This is a genomic window from Kordia antarctica, from assembly GCF_009901525.1.
In the GTDB taxonomy this organism is placed as follows: Bacteria; Bacteroidota; Bacteroidia; order Flavobacteriales; family Flavobacteriaceae; genus Kordia; species Kordia antarctica.
Genome location: NZ_CP019288.1, coordinates 5044854 through 5059930, shown reverse-complemented (window position 1 = coordinate 5059930; position 15077 = coordinate 5044854). Strand labels below are relative to the sequence as shown.

Sequence of the window (15077 nt, the reverse complement as noted above, 5' to 3'; positions counted from 1 at the left end):
TTAAAATAGTTGTATTCATTTTAGGTTTATTTTTTGGGGAAGAAACAATTGTTAGCTTACAACATTCAACCTAAAAATCATTTCATAATACTATATATATGGTTCAAATTGAAGAAAAGTATTCTGATGAAATTGAAGAAATTTGGAAAAACCCAAAGTTTCAAGAAATAACAGTTTGGAATAATGCTGACAAAGTTCATGACAGAATTATATCTAGAGGTTATGCAATTCACAAAGAAGTAATTAAGAATTCGATTCTTTTTATTGGTATCAATCCATCTTTTAAAAAAGGATCAGATACAAAAAGTCACTTTTTTAGCATGGATCAGACTGAAAACAATTTAGAAGGAAAAATTCATCCTTATTTTAAAAAGTTTGTTGATATTTCGAATAAACTAAGCATTAAATGGTCTCATTTAGATTTTTTTTTCTTTCGAGAAACAAAACAACGTTTTGTAGATGAATTACTGAAAGATAATATCAGTAAGGATTTCCTTGATAAGCAATTACAAATTTCAAGAGAAATAATCCTATCTGCAAAGCCAAAAATTATTGTAGTTTCTAATACTGCTGCCAGATATTTTATGAAACAAAATAAACACAAAATATCTACAAACTTTGAGTTTGAATTTAATCCAGAATTAGGAACAGAAATTATTATAAACAATTCAGAGTTGGAAGGTACTCCTGTATTTTTCACAAGTATGCTTACTGGTCAAAGAGCTATTGATAATGGATCATACAATAGATTAATTTGGCATTTAGATTTTGTTTTAAAACAGATTGACAAAGAAAATTATCAAGGTCTCAATTATGAAATGCGAAATACTGATTTTTTAGTTTAAAGTTTTACAGACACATTTCCTCACAACTGCAACTTCTTCAGTAGTTTTCATTATTTTTGCACTTCAGCGCGTTAAGGATTAAGGCATTGTTGGAGCTCTTTTGTGTTGGATTCCTGCCTTCGCAGGAATGACAATGCAAAAAGCGACTGCCGAAAGCCTGACCCTTGTGGTAACGCCCAAATACAGACATAAGCAAATACATTTTATGAAATTCAAATTAGTATCTGACTTTTCCCCTACTGGAGATCAACCGCAAGCCATCAAAGAATTAATTGCAGGAATTGAAGCTGACGAACGCTATCAAACCTTGTTAGGAGTTACCGGATCGGGAAAAACATTTACCGTTGCCAATGTGATTGAAGAAGTTCAAAAACCAACGCTTGTTTTAGCACATAATAAAACGTTGGCAGCACAATTGTACTCAGAATTTAAGCTATTCTTTCCTGAAAATGCAGTGGAATATTTTGTGTCTTACTACGATTATTATCAGCCAGAAGCGTATATGCCGTCTTCGGGAACGTATATTGAAAAAGATTTATCCATTAACGAAGAAATTGAAAAATTGCGACTCAGCACAACTTCTTCCCTACTTTCGGGACGTCGCGATGTCATTGTAGTTGCGTCAGTTTCCTGTTTATATGGTATTGGAAATCCTGTGGAATTTCAGAAAAATGTCATCACTTTAGAACGTGAGCAAGTGATTTCACGAACTAAATTATTACATCGTTTGGTGCAAAGTTTATATTCCAGAACGGAAGCCGATTTTTTACGCGGTTCGTTTCGTGTGAAAGGTGATGTGGTGGATGTTTTTCCTGGTTATGCCGATTTTGCATTCAGAATTCACTTCTTTGGCGATGAAATAGAAGAAATAGAATCGTTTGATCCTGCCACAAATAATGTGTTGGAAAAATACGAAGAACTCACCATTTATCCTGCAAATATGTTTGTAACCTCGCAAGATGTGTTGCAAAATGCCATTCATCAAATTCAGGAAGATATGGTAAAACAAGTAGATTATTTCAAGGAAATAGGAAAACATTTAGAAGCAAAACGTTTGGAAGAACGCACAAATTTTGACTTGGAAATGATTCGTGAATTAGGCTATTGTTCTGGAATTGAAAACTACTCTAGATATTTAGATGGAAGAGCGCCAGGAACGCGTCCTTTTTGTTTGTTAGACTATTTTCCAGATGATTATTTAATGATTGTCGATGAAAGTCACGTAACTATTTCGCAAGTGCATGCGATGTACGGCGGCGATAGAAGTAGAAAAGAAAACTTAGTAGAATACGGTTTCAGATTGCCAGCCGCAATGGACAACCGACCTTTGAAATTTGAAGAATTTGAAGTCATTCAAAACCAAGTAATTTATGTAAGTGCAACGCCTGCGGATTATGAATTGCACAAAACAGAAGGCGTAGTTGTAGAACAAGTAATTCGTCCGACAGGATTATTAGATCCGATTATTGAAGTGCGTCCAAGTTTAAATCAGATTGATAATTTGGTAGAAGAAATTCATCTTCGCACCGAAAAAGATGAACGTGTGTTGGTGACAACTTTAACCAAAAGAATGGCAGAAGAATTGACAAAATATCTATCGCGAATTCAAATTCGATGTCGCTACATTCACAGTGATGTTGATACGTTGGAACGTGTACAAATTATGCAAGATTTGCGAAAAGGTATCTTTGATGTGTTGGTTGGTATCAACTTACTTCGTGAAGGATTGGATTTACCAGAAGTATCATTAGTAGCGATTTTAGATGCGGATAAAGAAGGTTTTTTACGTTCCGCGCGATCACTAACACAAACTATTGGTAGAGCTGCGAGAAACGTGAATGGAAGAGCAATTTTGTATGCGGATAGAATTACGAAAAGTATGCAAAAAACAATGGACGAAACCGAATACAGGCGCGAGAAACAAATAGAATACAATACAAAACATGGCATTACACCAACAGGATTGAACAAAGCTTTGAGTTCAATTCTTGGGAAAGATGATAGTTTGGCTTGGGAAGATGAAATTAAGGCGAAAGCTGCTGCCGAACCAGATTTGGAATACTTGACCAAAGCACAACTAGAAAAGTTAATTCGCGAAAAGCGAAAAGCAATGGAAACTGCCGCAAAAGAGTTGAATTTTATGGACGCTGCGAAATATCGTGATGAAATTAAGTTGTTGCAAGAGAAGCTATAAGTTTCGACACACTAATGCTTTTATGAGAAAATATACTTTTTTAACGTGAGTTTGATGTAAGTTTACTCAAATAAAATTTTGAACATAGCTTTGAAATAACTGCTAAGCATTTGATTTTCATTCTGTTATTTTCGTTTTCTTTGCTCGCACAAAGAAAAGAAACAAAAGAAAGTGCGCTTTTCCAGAGGTATTTTTAGTTTTTCTTTTAGGGGAAAAACTAAAACCGCATGAATTTTTCTAAATTTTCTCCAAGGCTTCGAAAATTCTTAACGAAAAATCCCTGCTATACTGCGGAAAAGACAAAACAATACTCTGAAATTTTATATCGAACTCACGTTTTTTTAAGATTGCAAATACAGTTCTAAAGTTCCTAAACCAATAGACTGCGTTGTGCCATCATTTTTCACGTATGAACGACTGCCTGTAATTACAATTGTATCATCATTTGTGTAGAATCCGTTCCAAAAATCAACAATACAATACGGCGAACCTTCTGGACGAACAGAAGCTGTAAAGTTGATATGAAATGGTGCTGTTCCGGTTCCGCCATCATTATTTTTGACCCAAGCATACCCGCCAACTTTCCCCGAAACTGTAATTGGTCCTTCTGGCGTAAAATTATGTACATATGTTCCTTGAATTTGACCATCGGAAGGATCTGCACTTTCAATTGTAATTGTCAATGTTTTGTTTAATGGCGCGTACGTACCTGTTTTTGGAACTGACATATCGTTTTTATTTTAATTTATAAAATGTTTTTTCAGTAGCTATGCCATTTATAAAAGTAAGAAAACTAATTGGCAAAATCGTGCAAACTATTCTGGAAGCTAAAAAATACGTAAAACTACGTGTTTGCAACTTTAACGAGATTTGTTAAGAATTCGCTAAAGTTTAGCAATGCAGAACTTCTTCAGATTAAAAACTTAATTTTATATGTATATTCGATTTTCAGAAAACTCAAAACTACAAAATTGAACTTCTACTTCACCCTACAATTTAAAAGAATCTATCGTCATATTGACGAATTTGGCGTCATTCCGCTGATTGGTTTTGCGCTATTACTTGCACTTTTTAGTTGGGTTTCTGAAGCTATTTTTAAAAATATTTCGCAAGCTTCGTATTACTATATTGGTATTGGCTTATTGTTAACTTTGAAGTTAGGAAACATAAAACGAACTGTCTTTTTACAAAAATGCTTTCCGCTAGAAACATTTTGGAAAGTACGCATGTTAGAAAATACGCTATTTGTGCTTCCGTTTAGTGGTTTTCTCTGCTACAAACAAGCTTTTATAGAAATAATTATCATTCATGTTGGTGCTATAATGCTATCATTTTTTAATAATCTAGGTATCAGAAGCATTACAATTCCAACACCTTTTGGCAAAAACCCATTTGAATTTGTCATAGGTTTTCGAAATACTTTTTGGTTATTTCCTGTACTCTACATACTCACCTATATTGCTGTTTTTGTTGATAATTATAACTTAGGAGTTTTTAGCCTGATTGCAGTTTTTGTATGTTGCATGTCGTTTTATTCAAAACAAGAACCTTTATATTATATTTGGATTCACAGTATGACATCAAAAGAATTTTTAAACCATAAAATAAAAACAGCAATCCTTTTCAGCAGTTTTTTAGTACTGCCAATTGTCATTGGATTGTCTTTATTTTTTTCGCTTGAAAGATTACAAATTACATTGTTGTTCACAGTGTTAGGGTATTCTTTTATCCTATTAACAATTATAGGGAAATACAGTAATTATCCATCACAAGTTCATCTATTTCAAACACTTGCCATGCTGGTTTGCTTACTGTTTCCGCCACTTTTAATTCTGATTATTCCATATTTCTACAAACGATCTATCAAAAAACTTAATTCTATATTAGTATGTTAAGTGTTATCAATCTTTCAAAATCATACGGGAAAAAGCAAATTCTAAATGAAATAGAATTGCATTTCAATTCGGGAGAAATTCACGGAATTGTTGGCGAAAATGGCGCAGGAAAAACAACCTTATTCAAATGTATTGCGGGTTTGGAATCATACGAAGGAAACATTCAATATGAAAAAAGAAATATCAAAAATGTTGTTGGGTTTTTAGAAACGAATCCAGAGTTTCTATCTAAAATTACAGGAAAAGAATATTTACAATTACTCTGTAATGCGCGAAATATTAAAAATGTAGACTTTAAAGAAAAGAATATTTTTGAGTTGCCATTGCAGCAATACGCAGAAACCTATTCCACAGGAATGAAAAAGAAATTAGCGATGACAGGTGTTTTACTTCAAAATAATGATGTTTTTATCTTGGATGAGCCATTCAATGGTGTTGATATTCAAAGCAATCTTATTATTAAAGAATTGCTGAAATTACTCAAAGAAAAAGGTAAAATAATCATCCTTTCCTTGCATATATTCTCCACATTACAAGACACTTGCGACGATTTACATTACTTAATGGCAGGTAAAATAAAAAAATCTGTAAAGAATAAAGATTTTAAAATCATTGAGAACCTCATGAAAGACGTGGGTTTGAGTGAAAAAATAAGAAAATTCAATATTAAATAATTGTAACGAACTTAAAAAAAATACAGAATTTGTTGAACATTTGCATTTTGATATTATCTTTGCGTATATCATAACAATTATTAAAATTTATTACAATGAGCAAAGGAACAGTAAAATTTTTCAACGACGCAAAAGGATTTGGATTTATCGTTGAAGAAGGTTCAAACAGTGAACATTTTGTACACATTTCTGGATTAATCGACGAAGTTCGTGAAGGAGATGAAGTTGAATTCGACTTACAAGAAGGACGTAAAGGTCTTAATGCCGTGAACGTAAAAGTAATTTAATATATATTTATATTTAATTCTTAAATGAAGTAAAAGCCTATCAATTGATAGGCTTTTTTTGTGTCTTATTTTTACGATTTACTACTTGTTATTACAAAAAAACTAATATATTTAATAGTAACCTGAGTTCGATGTAAAATTACAGAGTGTTTTTTTTGTCTTTTCCGCAGTATAGCAGGGAATTTTCGAATCCTTGGAGAAAATTTAGAAAAATTCATGCGGTTTTAGTTTTTCCCTAAAAGAAAAACTAAAAATACATCTGGAAATCGAAGATTCATGAGTTCCAAAATATAAAATAGAAATCACACGAACTAAAAGCGCACTTTCTTTTGTTTCTGTTTTCTTTGTGCGAGCAAAGAAAATGAAATTAATGTGCTGATAACGAAATATTTAACCAATGCTTTACTTATAAAAAGTACGATTATATTTTGAAATCATTATTATGAACTCACATTAAAATAAGTATATTTGCTATATGGCATTAACAAACAACGACATTTTCAAAAAACTTCGCGTGGCATTAAAGCTCCGTGATGACGATATTGTAAAAATATTAGAACTCGTAGATTTTAGAATCACTAAAAGTGAATTGGGCGCATTTTTCCGTACGGAAGATCATCCAAAATATAAAAACTGTGGCGATCAAATTTTACGTAACTTCCTAAATGCTTTGGTGATTCACTTACGTGGTCCGATGCCGAAGAAAGAAGACAAACCAAAATCAACACCTTCGACCTCTAAACGGAAGGAGAATAAATAATTATATTATGAAACTAAACTACACCTATCTCCTACTACTTATTTCCATATGTTTTTCATGCGGAAATGGAACTTCGCAAAATCAAGATCACGTTACAGCTACAATTGATAACAGCAAATTGTCTTGTGACAAAATTACGATGGAAAATCACACAGGGAAAATCAACAAAGATGAGTTTTCGTATGGAGAAAAAATCACGCTGTTTTATGAAAATATGACAGGATTCGTGCTACAAGACAGCTTGGCGTATCCAGATATGGACATTTTTGTAACTAATAAAAAAGGTGACACCGTACTTTCTCAAAAGAATTTATTTAAAAACACCAAAGAAGCGTATACGGAAAAGGATCTGAATTTACGAAGCAAACTTACATTTGCGACACCAATGATGCCGAAAAATTCGTATCAAATGCATATCAATATAAGTGATAAAAATGGCGACGGATATTATAATGTAAAGAAAGATTTTTCAATTGTTGACAATCCGTTACTAAAAACAAAAACAGTTGGCTTAACGTATGATGTATTGTATTTATACTCACAAACGCGGGACCTTGCCATCATTGATGATAAAATTAGTCCAAACGAAAGTGTATACATTCTATTAGAAAATTTAGAAGGTTATGATGTTGACGAAAATGGAAAAGTAGATTTGAGCGCTTCTATCAGTTTAACGGATGCAAAAGGAAAAGTTATCAATGAAGTAGGCGAATTATTCCCGGAACCTGTGAGTGCTAAAGATTTAAAAGATCAATTATACGCTTCACTTTCCATTACAGAAGGTAGTATTGACAATCCTGTAACGTGTCTTTTTAAAATAAGAGATAAAAAATCTGATAAAAGCTTTGAAACTTCTTTTGATCTTACTGTAGAATAATCCAAATAAGAAGACAATCTACTTTTATATCTGAGCGAAACCTATACTTTTGTCTCGAATTAAAGAATTTCTAGAATGAGCATTGAAAGAGAACTACAAAAACGAAGCAATTCTACATGTGAATTATGTAGCGCGACGGAAAAATTATCCGTTTATAATATACCACCAAATCACGAAAATCAATTAGAGAAATCTATATACGCTTGCAATACGTGTATTTCTCAAATTGAAGATCCTGAACTAATGGATTCCAATCATTGGCGTTGTTTAAATGATTGCATGTGGAGCGAAGTGAAAGCGGTTCAAATTGTTTCTTGGCGAATGCTACACAGACTGAAAAAAGAAGGTTGGCCACAAGATTTGCTCGATATGATGTATTTGGATGAAGACGATATAGCTTGGGCAAAAGCAACTGGAGAAGCGGACGATAAAGAAAACGCAATCAAACATTTAGATGTAAATGGCGTACAATTACAAGCTGGCGATAGCGTAGTTTTAATTAAAGATTTAAACGTAAAAGGCGCAGGTTTTGTTGCAAAACGCGGATCGGCAGTTCGTAACATTTCACTAACACATGATAATGCCGAACATATTGAAGGTCGCTTAAACGGGCAACATATTGTAATTATTACAAAATATGTGAAGAAGACATAAGCATTCTACAACATAAAAAATTACAAAACGACGTACTCTTTTCAGAATACGTCGTTTTTTTTATATCTTTAAGACTACAAATTATGTGTCAATAAATTAAAGAATAAATCAACATTGAAAAAATCAACAATAGCAAATATTAGAAAAATAGGGATTATAGGAATTGGTCCGAGAGGTGGATATGCTTTCGAAAAATTTATCGTAGCATTAACAAATAAAACCAATCTTTCTCAAATTCATTTTTTACTCTTTGAAGAAACTGGAAATTTTGGTAATGGAAGTGTCTATAACACGAATCAAATTGAAAGTAATTGGGTAAATATTACCGAAAGAATTTTACTGTTAGAGAAACGAATTGCCATTGATTTACCCGAAATACAAATTCCATCGTTTCCATCCTATCATGAATGGACAGGGAAAGATTTTGAAAAAATATCCAAAAATTACATCGATACGTATCCGCCACGAGCGGAAATTGGAACATACTTACAAGAACGATTTCAATCTTTTATAACTCCTCTTTTAGAAAATAAAGTTGTTACACTGTATTCTGAACAAGTAACAGAAGTAATTGTAGAAGCGCACCATAAGATTTCCATAAAAACGAATATAAAAACGTACAAAGAAATAGATGAAATTCTGTTAACAATTGGACATCAGCCAACTGAATTATCGGAGCAAATTTCTAAGTGGAAAGAGTTTGCTGCGAACCAAGAAAATATTCATCTTTTTACATCACCATATCCGATTGAGAATTTTTTAAAACCCCAAAACCTATTATCCGATAGTGTTGTTGGAATTAGAGGATTTGGACTGGCAATGATCGATATTACGAGAGCAATTGCAACAACACATGGTAATTTTATTATAAAAGACGCTGACACGAAAGCATGCGAATATATAGCTGATGCTGACTTTAACGGGAAACTTATTCCTTTTTCCCTTGACGGATTGCCGCCAGTTCCAAAACCATTAAATGCGCTAATTGATGAACAATTTACTCCGACAGCCAAACAACGCTCAGCTTTTGAAGCTAACATTGGAAATTCAAAAACTCAAAAAGAAGCGACAAGTCCTCAATTTTTGATGCAAGCATTTGCACCGATCGCAGCAACTATTTATGTAGCACTTGAAAAACATTTCTGTCAAAGAGAAAATTCTGCGGAAGCAATCGAAAAGATCATTTTGAAATGGTTAGAAGATCCTAAATATACACACAAAACAATCGTCCCGACAGAACAATCCGTTGAAAAAACCATGCAATATTTTATAGATATGGCGACAGGAAACAAAGCTATTAGCTTAGATTATTGCATTGGTCAAGTGTGGCGACATTGTCAACCATCCATTTATGAGCAATTATCTTTTAACAAATGTTCCGAAGAGGTATTTGCAGACATTATTGCTTTGGACGAGTCTACCAAACGATATTCCTATGGTCCGCCAGTTGAAAGCATTCAGCAACTTTTAGCATTGGTTAAAGCAAATGTGTTGAATTTAGAAATGCTAACTAAACCTGAAATTGAATTAACCGAAAAAGGTTGGTGTTTTCATGCTGATGGAAAGTCAGAAACTGCGAATATTATGATAAATTCTGTGTTGGATTCGCCAGAAATTAAATCTGTAAATTCGCCCGTTATAAAGAAAATGCTTGCTAATAATTTGATTGAAGCAGTTCATGATGATTTAGGTATTATCACTGATGAAAATGGCTATGTTGTTTCTAAAAATAAAGATACTAAAACACCAATTGCGTTGCTTGGAAGGTTGGCAAAAGGAACTATTATTGGTGTAGATGCAATTTTAGAATGTTATGGCTCACGTCCTGTAAAATGGGCAAAAGAAGCTGTAAATCGTCATATAAATTATCTTTCGACAGAGAAATGATTAAGGAAATTGAAGTCAAATCAGTTTTAAACAAAGCCAAGAAAAGAGATGCTTGGTTTTTGGACGATTATACGTTCAATCCGTATCAAAGTTAATATCGTTCAAAAAACCGTATAAAGTGTCGTTACAATAACTCCTTTTCCATCATCTAAAACAAAAGATACTAATTGCTTTTCGTTTTTTACTTTTAAATTAAATGGCGAAGCAATCAAGTCAATTCCACTATGTTTCTTCAACCGAATTCCTTGTCCTGAAATGATATCTATATTTGGTATAAAATCTCCTTTTGGTAGATGTTCTGTTAGAATAACATATTTAAAAACAGCTAACTTATTTATGATATTTTGCACTTCTGTATTCGATAAATGTTGCAATACTTGTCGCACCAAAGCACAATCTCCAGAAGGTAAATCAGCTACAGCAATATCCAAACAATGGAATTCTAAATTTGTAGATTTAAACGTTGATTTATTATGTTCTATAAGATCTGAAACAATATCAATTGCAAAATATTTCTTGGTATGTTTTACGAGTTTCTTTCCAATATTAAAATCGCCACAACCTAAATCGCACACAACTAGTGGATTCTCAAAAGAAGTCAAAAATGAAGTTACAGCTTCTACATATGGATTCACTATTTCAGGTTCATGCGAACCAGTTCCTGAATAAAAAACAGATTTGTTATCGCCCCAAAGTTTTAGTTCGTACACTTGTTCCATTGCAGCTTTCGTTGCCCAAGGTTTCTTTTTTTTTGGTTCTTTTTTCACAAAATAAATTATTAGTCTATCTAAAGTATAAATGTACAATAATATGCTATTTCATTTAGCCACGAATTCACGAATATTTTAGTCTTGCAATTCTTGTGAAAAGCTGAATCACATTTCGACATGCTCAACGTAAAAGTACAGCTTGATGCTAAGTGTAAAAGTCAAATAACCAAACATCTAAACGATCCAAAAGTGTTTACACTGAGCGGAGTCGAAGTGAAGTGAAACGATCCAAAACCTTGAATCTTTAAATTTTTGAATCCTTAAATTGAGCGAAGCAAAAAAAGGCTCGCCAATTTCTCGACGAACCCTTTTACATTAACTAACCAATCCTAAATAATTATGAAATCTCTATTGTGCGTTGTGGTTTTACTTTGTCTTCTTCTCTTTTTGGCAAAGCAACATTCAAAATTCCGTTTGTATACGTTGCTTTGATTTCTTCTTTATTCACCGTTTGCGGTAATTTAAAAGATCGTTTAAACGCTTCGAAACTAAATTCTTTACGTGTATATTTTTCCGCTTCCGCTGAACTCGTTTCAGTATCAACTTCTTTTTTTGCTTCCGTACTAATTGTCAATACATCGTGATCTAATGCCAGCTTAAAATCTTCTTTTGTCTTTCCTGGTGCTGCAACTTCAAGTATAAAATTGTCTGCGGTTTCTTTGATATTTGTAGCAGGAATATTTGTAGTACTTGCTACTTGATTTGCAATTCCGCCAAACCAATCTGTTTGAAATAATTCGTCAAAAATTGAAGGAAAGTCTGCGTTTTTTCTTTTTACTAAGTTCATAATTTTATGTTTTAAGTGATTAAATGTTTTTGTAATTTTAATACGAGTTGTGTATGGCAAACAGCATTCCAATTGAATAAATACGCCATTTTGACAGTTTTGCACATTTAAATAATGACAAAATGACATTTTTAGTATGGATTGATACGACAGCTTGACGGAATTTTGCTGTAAAGATTAGAAGTTGTTGTATGATTTTATATGTGATTTGAGTAGAATCCAAAAGATAAATTTGATTTTAATGGAGATTCGTATAACTTTAACTAAAACTAAATTTTAGTAATATTATAAATGACTAAAATCGCTTTTACACACACTTTATACACAAGCTAAAAATGAACAAACTGATTTTAATAATTCTCATTTTATTTTTAGGTTTTAGTTGCAAGAAGATTGATCAGACAGAAAAATTACCTGCAAAAATTGATCGCTTACATACGAATGGTTTAAACGCACTAAAATCTACTATTGACAAAATGAATCTTCCTAAAAAGAGTGATTCTGTTAAATTCTATGAAAAGAATGTGATTGGTGATTTCCTCTTTATTAGAGATTTGTTTCCAATAGAAGAAATTGATTCAATTGAGATCTATGGAACATTTAATAAGAAGCTAATTCAAGCTAAAAAAATTCCTGAAAATTCATTGCTTATTATCTATTTCAACAAGCAACGTTTGGCTAAAAATCGACTCAATCTACTACAATTTGAATGGAATGATTATCATAAAGTCGCAGAAGTTTTTTATAAAAAAGGAGCAATTACGTTTGAATTAGACAGACAATTATGTGTGTATTTAGTAAATTCTTGCGAAAACGAAGCAAAAAGCATCAAACAAATAGATATAACATTCAAAACTGCATTACATCAAAAATCATATGATTATGAGCGGATTATATCGGATTGCGGAACAGTTTCTTTTGAGCGGAGAGTGAATTAAGAAATAGTTTACATCCTATTCTTCTAAAAAATTAGAGATGACATCTATACTTAACTTTTCATTATTTCTGTAATCTAATTCATTTTCTTTTTACTAATTTAGGCTCATCAGACACAGAGTCATCCTTTCAATACTAAGATGAAAACAATAATTTTTCTTTTAATATCTAGTCTATTTATTTTTCAATTCTCGAAAGAGAAAAAAAATAATTTTAAAAATGTAACTGAATTTAATACTATTGAATTAGATACATTTAGAATAAATTGGTACTTAAACGAACCGATAGATTATAAAAGAATAGATACGGTTCAAATCGCAATTGTTAGAACTGAGTCCAAACCAACACCTTATTTTATTAAAGGAGACAATGTTAGTTATACTTACTATTATGAGAATAACATGGTTGGAGAAATGAAAGGTTTTCAACATAAAATCGATTCTACTTGGATATTTGGTCATAGTGGTTGGTTCATGAATTCATTCAAATGTGATTCAAAAAAATTACCCTTGAAATTTAATTTAGAAATTGGTTCAAGTGTAAGTAATTTTATTCAATTCTTTGGAAAACCAACAAAACAAGATTCAAAACACATGTTTTATGATTTTAGTCATTTTCGCTCGAGGAAAAAACTGAACATATATATTGAAAATGAAAAGGTTAAAGAAATAAAAATTACAAGTGTTAATTCCATTTAAAATTAGTAGTTACTCTAATTTCAAGACGAGACATTATCAACAAAAAAAAAGCCTCTCCAAACTGGAAAGGCTTTCTACATATAAATTAATTGAGTTATACACTTAGTTCTTTATTGATAATCAAATGGTTAACTGCATATTCCATGCTTAAAAAGCTAAACTCTTATAAAGATTATCCTTTAAATGGCATTAAGCAAAATTAAGTGTCTGATAATTATAACTTTATACAATTACTTAAGTGTATAACTCAATAAATTAAATCTAATTCTCTTAAGCTAAAACCGCTTGTACTTTATCAGCAGCTTCTTGGAATTCAACAGCAGATTGTACATCCAATCCAGAATTGTCAATTAATTCCTTAGCGATGTCTGCATTTGTTCCTTGCAGACGAACAATGATTGGCACTTTAATAGCGTCTCCCATGTTCTTATACGCATCTACAACTCCTTGCGCAACACGATCACAACGGACGATTCCACCAAAAATATTGATTAAAATTGCTTTTACATTTGGGTCTTTTAAGATGATTCTGAAAGCTTCTTCCACACGTTTTGCATCTGCAGTTCCACCAACATCTAAAAAGTTAGCAGGTTCTCCACCAGCCATTTTAATTAAATCCATTGTTGCCATTGCTAAACCAGCACCATTTACCATACAACCAACGTTTCCGTCAAGATCCACATAGTTTAGTCCTACTTCTTTCGCTTCAACTTCAATTGGATTTTCCTCACGTAAATCGCGCATTGCCAAGTAATCTTTGTGACGGAATAATGCATTTTCGTCTAAACTTACTTTCGCATCAACTGCCATAATTTTATTATCTGAAGTTTTCAATACAGGATTGATTTCAAATAATGATGCATCTGCCGAAACGTATGCTGTATATAATGAAGAAACAAACTTTGTCATTTCTTTAAATGCTAATCCGCTTAATCCTAAGTTAAAAGCAACTCTTCTTGCTTGAAAACCTAATAATCCCATTGCAGGATCAACTTCTTCTGTAAAAATTAAATGTGGTGTTTCTTCGGCAACGGTTTCAATATCCATTCCGCCTTCGGTAGAATACATAATCATGTTGCGTCCGGTTACTCTATTTAATAATACAGACATATAAAATTCGTTGGTTTCGCTCTCACCAGGATAGTATACATCTTCTGTGACTAATACTTGGTGTACACGTTTTCCTTCGGCAGAAGTTTGTGGTGTTACCAAATCCATTCCGATGATCTGTCCTGCGATTTCTTCTACTTCTTGAAGGCTTTTGGCAAGCTTTACTCCGCCACCTTTTCCGCGTCCACCAGCATGAACTTGTGCTTTAATCACATGCCATCCTGTTCCTGTTTCTTCTGTTAGTTGCTTTGCAGCCTCCACAGCTTCCGCAGGTGTAGAAGCGACTTTTCCTCTTTGAATGCGCACGCCAAAACTTGCTAATATTTCTTTACCTTGATATTCGTGTAAGTTCATTTTACGAAATTTTTTATAGAGCACAAATGTAAAAAATCGAATGCATTAAACCCAATTAATTTTGGTTTTTGATAAATTTAAAAAAGAAAAAGAGTCAATCTTTCAATTTACTCTTGCAAATACGGTAAAAAACGTGTGTAATTGTACAATCATAATAGCTGCAAATTATCTTTGACAACCTTGTGATGCTTGCTGCAAATTACATGCTGGTCTACAACTCACACAACTGCATGTACTTGCTGTTGGACAAGCATCTGTATCTTTACGTCCGCCAATATTCCCTTGTAATTCACTAATTTTTGTTTTGTTTAATACTAATGATTGAATGCTTCTTTTTTTCATAATTTAA

General features: G+C 32.5%; 16 protein-coding genes. 11 read left to right on the top strand and 5 right to left on the bottom strand.

Features of this window, described 5'->3' with window-relative positions; genetic code table 11:
* Nucleotides 1-98 precede the first annotated feature (98 nt).
* Both IMCC3317_RS21175 and uvrB read left to right on the top strand, forming a co-directional pair.
* Entirely contained in the window at nucleotides 99-845 is a 747-nt protein-coding gene (locus IMCC3317_RS21175) for a hypothetical protein (protein WP_160131468.1), read from the top strand.
* Between the two features lie 205 nt (nucleotides 846-1050).
* Complete coding sequence (gene uvrB, locus IMCC3317_RS21170; protein ID WP_160131467.1) at nucleotides 1051-3039, top strand: excinuclease ABC subunit UvrB; 1989 nt, start codon at nucleotides 1051-1053, stop codon at nucleotides 3037-3039.
* A gap of 341 nt (nucleotides 3040-3380) precedes the next feature.
* Here uvrB and IMCC3317_RS21165 read toward each other — a convergent pair whose 3' ends face one another.
* A complete protein-coding gene (locus tag IMCC3317_RS21165) occupies nucleotides 3381-3767 on the bottom strand; it encodes a hypothetical protein (RefSeq protein ID WP_160131466.1) in 387 nt (128 codons plus the stop codon).
* Nucleotides 3768-4010: 243 nt separating this feature from the next.
* On the opposite strand from IMCC3317_RS21165, the gene IMCC3317_RS21160 reads away from it, so the two are divergent.
* The 7 genes from IMCC3317_RS21160 (at nucleotide 4011) to IMCC3317_RS21130 (ending at nucleotide 10073) form a co-directional block, all read left to right on the top strand.
* Nucleotides 4011-4934, top strand: a complete 924-nt coding sequence (locus IMCC3317_RS21160; RefSeq protein WP_160131465.1) for an ABC transporter permease — start codon at nucleotides 4011-4013, stop codon at nucleotides 4932-4934.
* Complete coding sequence (locus IMCC3317_RS21155) at nucleotides 4928-5608, top strand: ATP-binding cassette domain-containing protein (RefSeq protein WP_160131464.1); 681 nt, start codon at nucleotides 4928-4930, stop codon at nucleotides 5606-5608. The genes IMCC3317_RS21160 and IMCC3317_RS21155 overlap by 7 nt, the downstream gene beginning before the upstream one ends.
* A gap of 95 nt (nucleotides 5609-5703) precedes the next feature.
* Nucleotides 5704-5895: a cold-shock protein gene (locus IMCC3317_RS21150; RefSeq protein ID WP_160131463.1), complete on the top strand. Its 192-nt coding sequence runs from the start codon at nucleotides 5704-5706 to the stop codon at nucleotides 5893-5895.
* A 475-nt stretch (nucleotides 5896-6370) separates the two neighbouring features.
* On the top strand, nucleotides 6371-6655 hold the full coding sequence (locus IMCC3317_RS21145; RefSeq protein WP_160131462.1) for a DUF1456 family protein: 285 nt from the start codon (nucleotides 6371-6373) through the stop codon (nucleotides 6653-6655).
* 7 nt (nucleotides 6656-6662) lie between these two features.
* Nucleotides 6663-7532, top strand: coding sequence for a hypothetical protein (locus IMCC3317_RS21140; RefSeq protein WP_160131461.1), 870 nt, complete (start codon nucleotides 6663-6665; stop codon nucleotides 7530-7532).
* A 75-nt stretch (nucleotides 7533-7607) separates the two neighbouring features.
* The gene (locus IMCC3317_RS21135) at nucleotides 7608-8186 is read left to right on the top strand and encodes a PhnA domain-containing protein (protein ID WP_160131460.1); all 579 of its coding nucleotides are present in this window, start codon (nucleotides 7608-7610) and stop codon (nucleotides 8184-8186) included.
* Nucleotides 8187-8300: 114 nt separating this feature from the next.
* Complete coding sequence (locus tag IMCC3317_RS21130) at nucleotides 8301-10073, top strand: FAD/NAD(P)-binding protein (RefSeq protein ID WP_160131459.1); 1773 nt, start codon at nucleotides 8301-8303, stop codon at nucleotides 10071-10073.
* 101 nt (nucleotides 10074-10174) lie between these two features.
* Here the strand turns inward: IMCC3317_RS21130 and IMCC3317_RS21120 are convergent, their stop codons facing one another.
* The gene (locus IMCC3317_RS21120) at nucleotides 10175-10792 is read right to left on the bottom strand and encodes a class I SAM-dependent methyltransferase (protein WP_160131973.1); all 618 of its coding nucleotides are present in this window, start codon (nucleotides 10790-10792) and stop codon (nucleotides 10175-10177) included.
* A gap of 388 nt (nucleotides 10793-11180) precedes the next feature.
* Nucleotides 11181-11630 carry an Hsp20/alpha crystallin family protein gene (locus IMCC3317_RS21115; protein WP_160131457.1) on the bottom strand — a complete coding sequence of 150 codons (450 nt, stop codon included), beginning with the start codon at nucleotides 11628-11630 and terminating at the stop codon, nucleotides 11181-11183.
* A 335-nt stretch (nucleotides 11631-11965) separates the two neighbouring features.
* Here IMCC3317_RS21115 and IMCC3317_RS21110 point away from each other — a divergent pair, with 335 nt between their 5' ends.
* Complete coding sequence (locus IMCC3317_RS21110) at nucleotides 11966-12568, top strand: hypothetical protein (protein ID WP_160131456.1); 603 nt, start codon at nucleotides 11966-11968, stop codon at nucleotides 12566-12568.
* 138 nt (nucleotides 12569-12706) lie between these two features.
* Nucleotides 12707-13264 carry a hypothetical protein gene (locus IMCC3317_RS21105; RefSeq protein ID WP_160131455.1) on the top strand — a complete coding sequence of 186 codons (558 nt, stop codon included), beginning with the start codon at nucleotides 12707-12709 and terminating at the stop codon, nucleotides 13262-13264.
* Nucleotides 13265-13534: 270 nt separating this feature from the next.
* Here the strand turns inward: IMCC3317_RS21105 and sucC are convergent, their stop codons facing one another.
* Nucleotides 13535-14728: an ADP-forming succinate--CoA ligase subunit beta gene (gene sucC / locus IMCC3317_RS21100; protein ID WP_160131454.1), complete on the bottom strand. Its 1194-nt coding sequence runs from the start codon at nucleotides 14726-14728 to the stop codon at nucleotides 13535-13537.
* 165 nt (nucleotides 14729-14893) lie between these two features.
* The gene (locus IMCC3317_RS21095) at nucleotides 14894-15070 is read right to left on the bottom strand and encodes a hypothetical protein (RefSeq protein ID WP_160131453.1); all 177 of its coding nucleotides are present in this window, start codon (nucleotides 15068-15070) and stop codon (nucleotides 14894-14896) included.
* Between the last annotated feature and the right edge of the window lie 7 nt (nucleotides 15071-15077).

What these genes read in the sequence shown, in the direction of transcription:
- IMCC3317_RS21175 (WP_160131468.1), top strand. Translation starts at nt 99, where the DNA reads ATGGTTCAAATTGAAGAAAAGTATTCTGATGAAATTGAAGAAATTTGG.
- uvrB (WP_160131467.1), top strand. Translation starts at nt 1,051, where the DNA reads ATGAAATTCAAATTAGTATCTGACTTTTCCCCTACTGGAGATCAACCG.
- IMCC3317_RS21165 (WP_160131466.1), bottom strand. Translation starts at nt 3,767, where the DNA reads ATGTCAGTTCCAAAAACAGGTACGTACGCGCCATTAAACAAAACATTG.
- IMCC3317_RS21155 (WP_160131464.1), top strand. Translation starts at nt 4,928, where the DNA reads ATGTTAAGTGTTATCAATCTTTCAAAATCATACGGGAAAAAGCAAATT.
- IMCC3317_RS21150 (WP_160131463.1), top strand. Translation starts at nt 5,704, where the DNA reads ATGAGCAAAGGAACAGTAAAATTTTTCAACGACGCAAAAGGATTTGGA.
- IMCC3317_RS21145 (WP_160131462.1), top strand. Translation starts at nt 6,371, where the DNA reads ATGGCATTAACAAACAACGACATTTTCAAAAAACTTCGCGTGGCATTA.
- IMCC3317_RS21140 (WP_160131461.1), top strand. Translation starts at nt 6,663, where the DNA reads ATGAAACTAAACTACACCTATCTCCTACTACTTATTTCCATATGTTTT.
- IMCC3317_RS21135 (WP_160131460.1), top strand. Translation starts at nt 7,608, where the DNA reads ATGAGCATTGAAAGAGAACTACAAAAACGAAGCAATTCTACATGTGAA.
- IMCC3317_RS21120 (WP_160131973.1), bottom strand. Translation starts at nt 10,792, where the DNA reads ATGGAACAAGTGTACGAACTAAAACTTTGGGGCGATAACAAATCTGTT.
- IMCC3317_RS21115 (WP_160131457.1), bottom strand. Translation starts at nt 11,630, where the DNA reads ATGAACTTAGTAAAAAGAAAAAACGCAGACTTTCCTTCAATTTTTGAC.
- IMCC3317_RS21110 (WP_160131456.1), top strand. Translation starts at nt 11,966, where the DNA reads ATGAACAAACTGATTTTAATAATTCTCATTTTATTTTTAGGTTTTAGT.
- IMCC3317_RS21105 (WP_160131455.1), top strand. Translation starts at nt 12,707, where the DNA reads ATGAAAACAATAATTTTTCTTTTAATATCTAGTCTATTTATTTTTCAA.
- sucC (WP_160131454.1), bottom strand. Translation starts at nt 14,728, where the DNA reads ATGAACTTACACGAATATCAAGGTAAAGAAATATTAGCAAGTTTTGGC.
- IMCC3317_RS21095 (WP_160131453.1), bottom strand. Translation starts at nt 15,070, where the DNA reads ATGAAAAAAAGAAGCATTCAATCATTAGTATTAAACAAAACAAAAATT.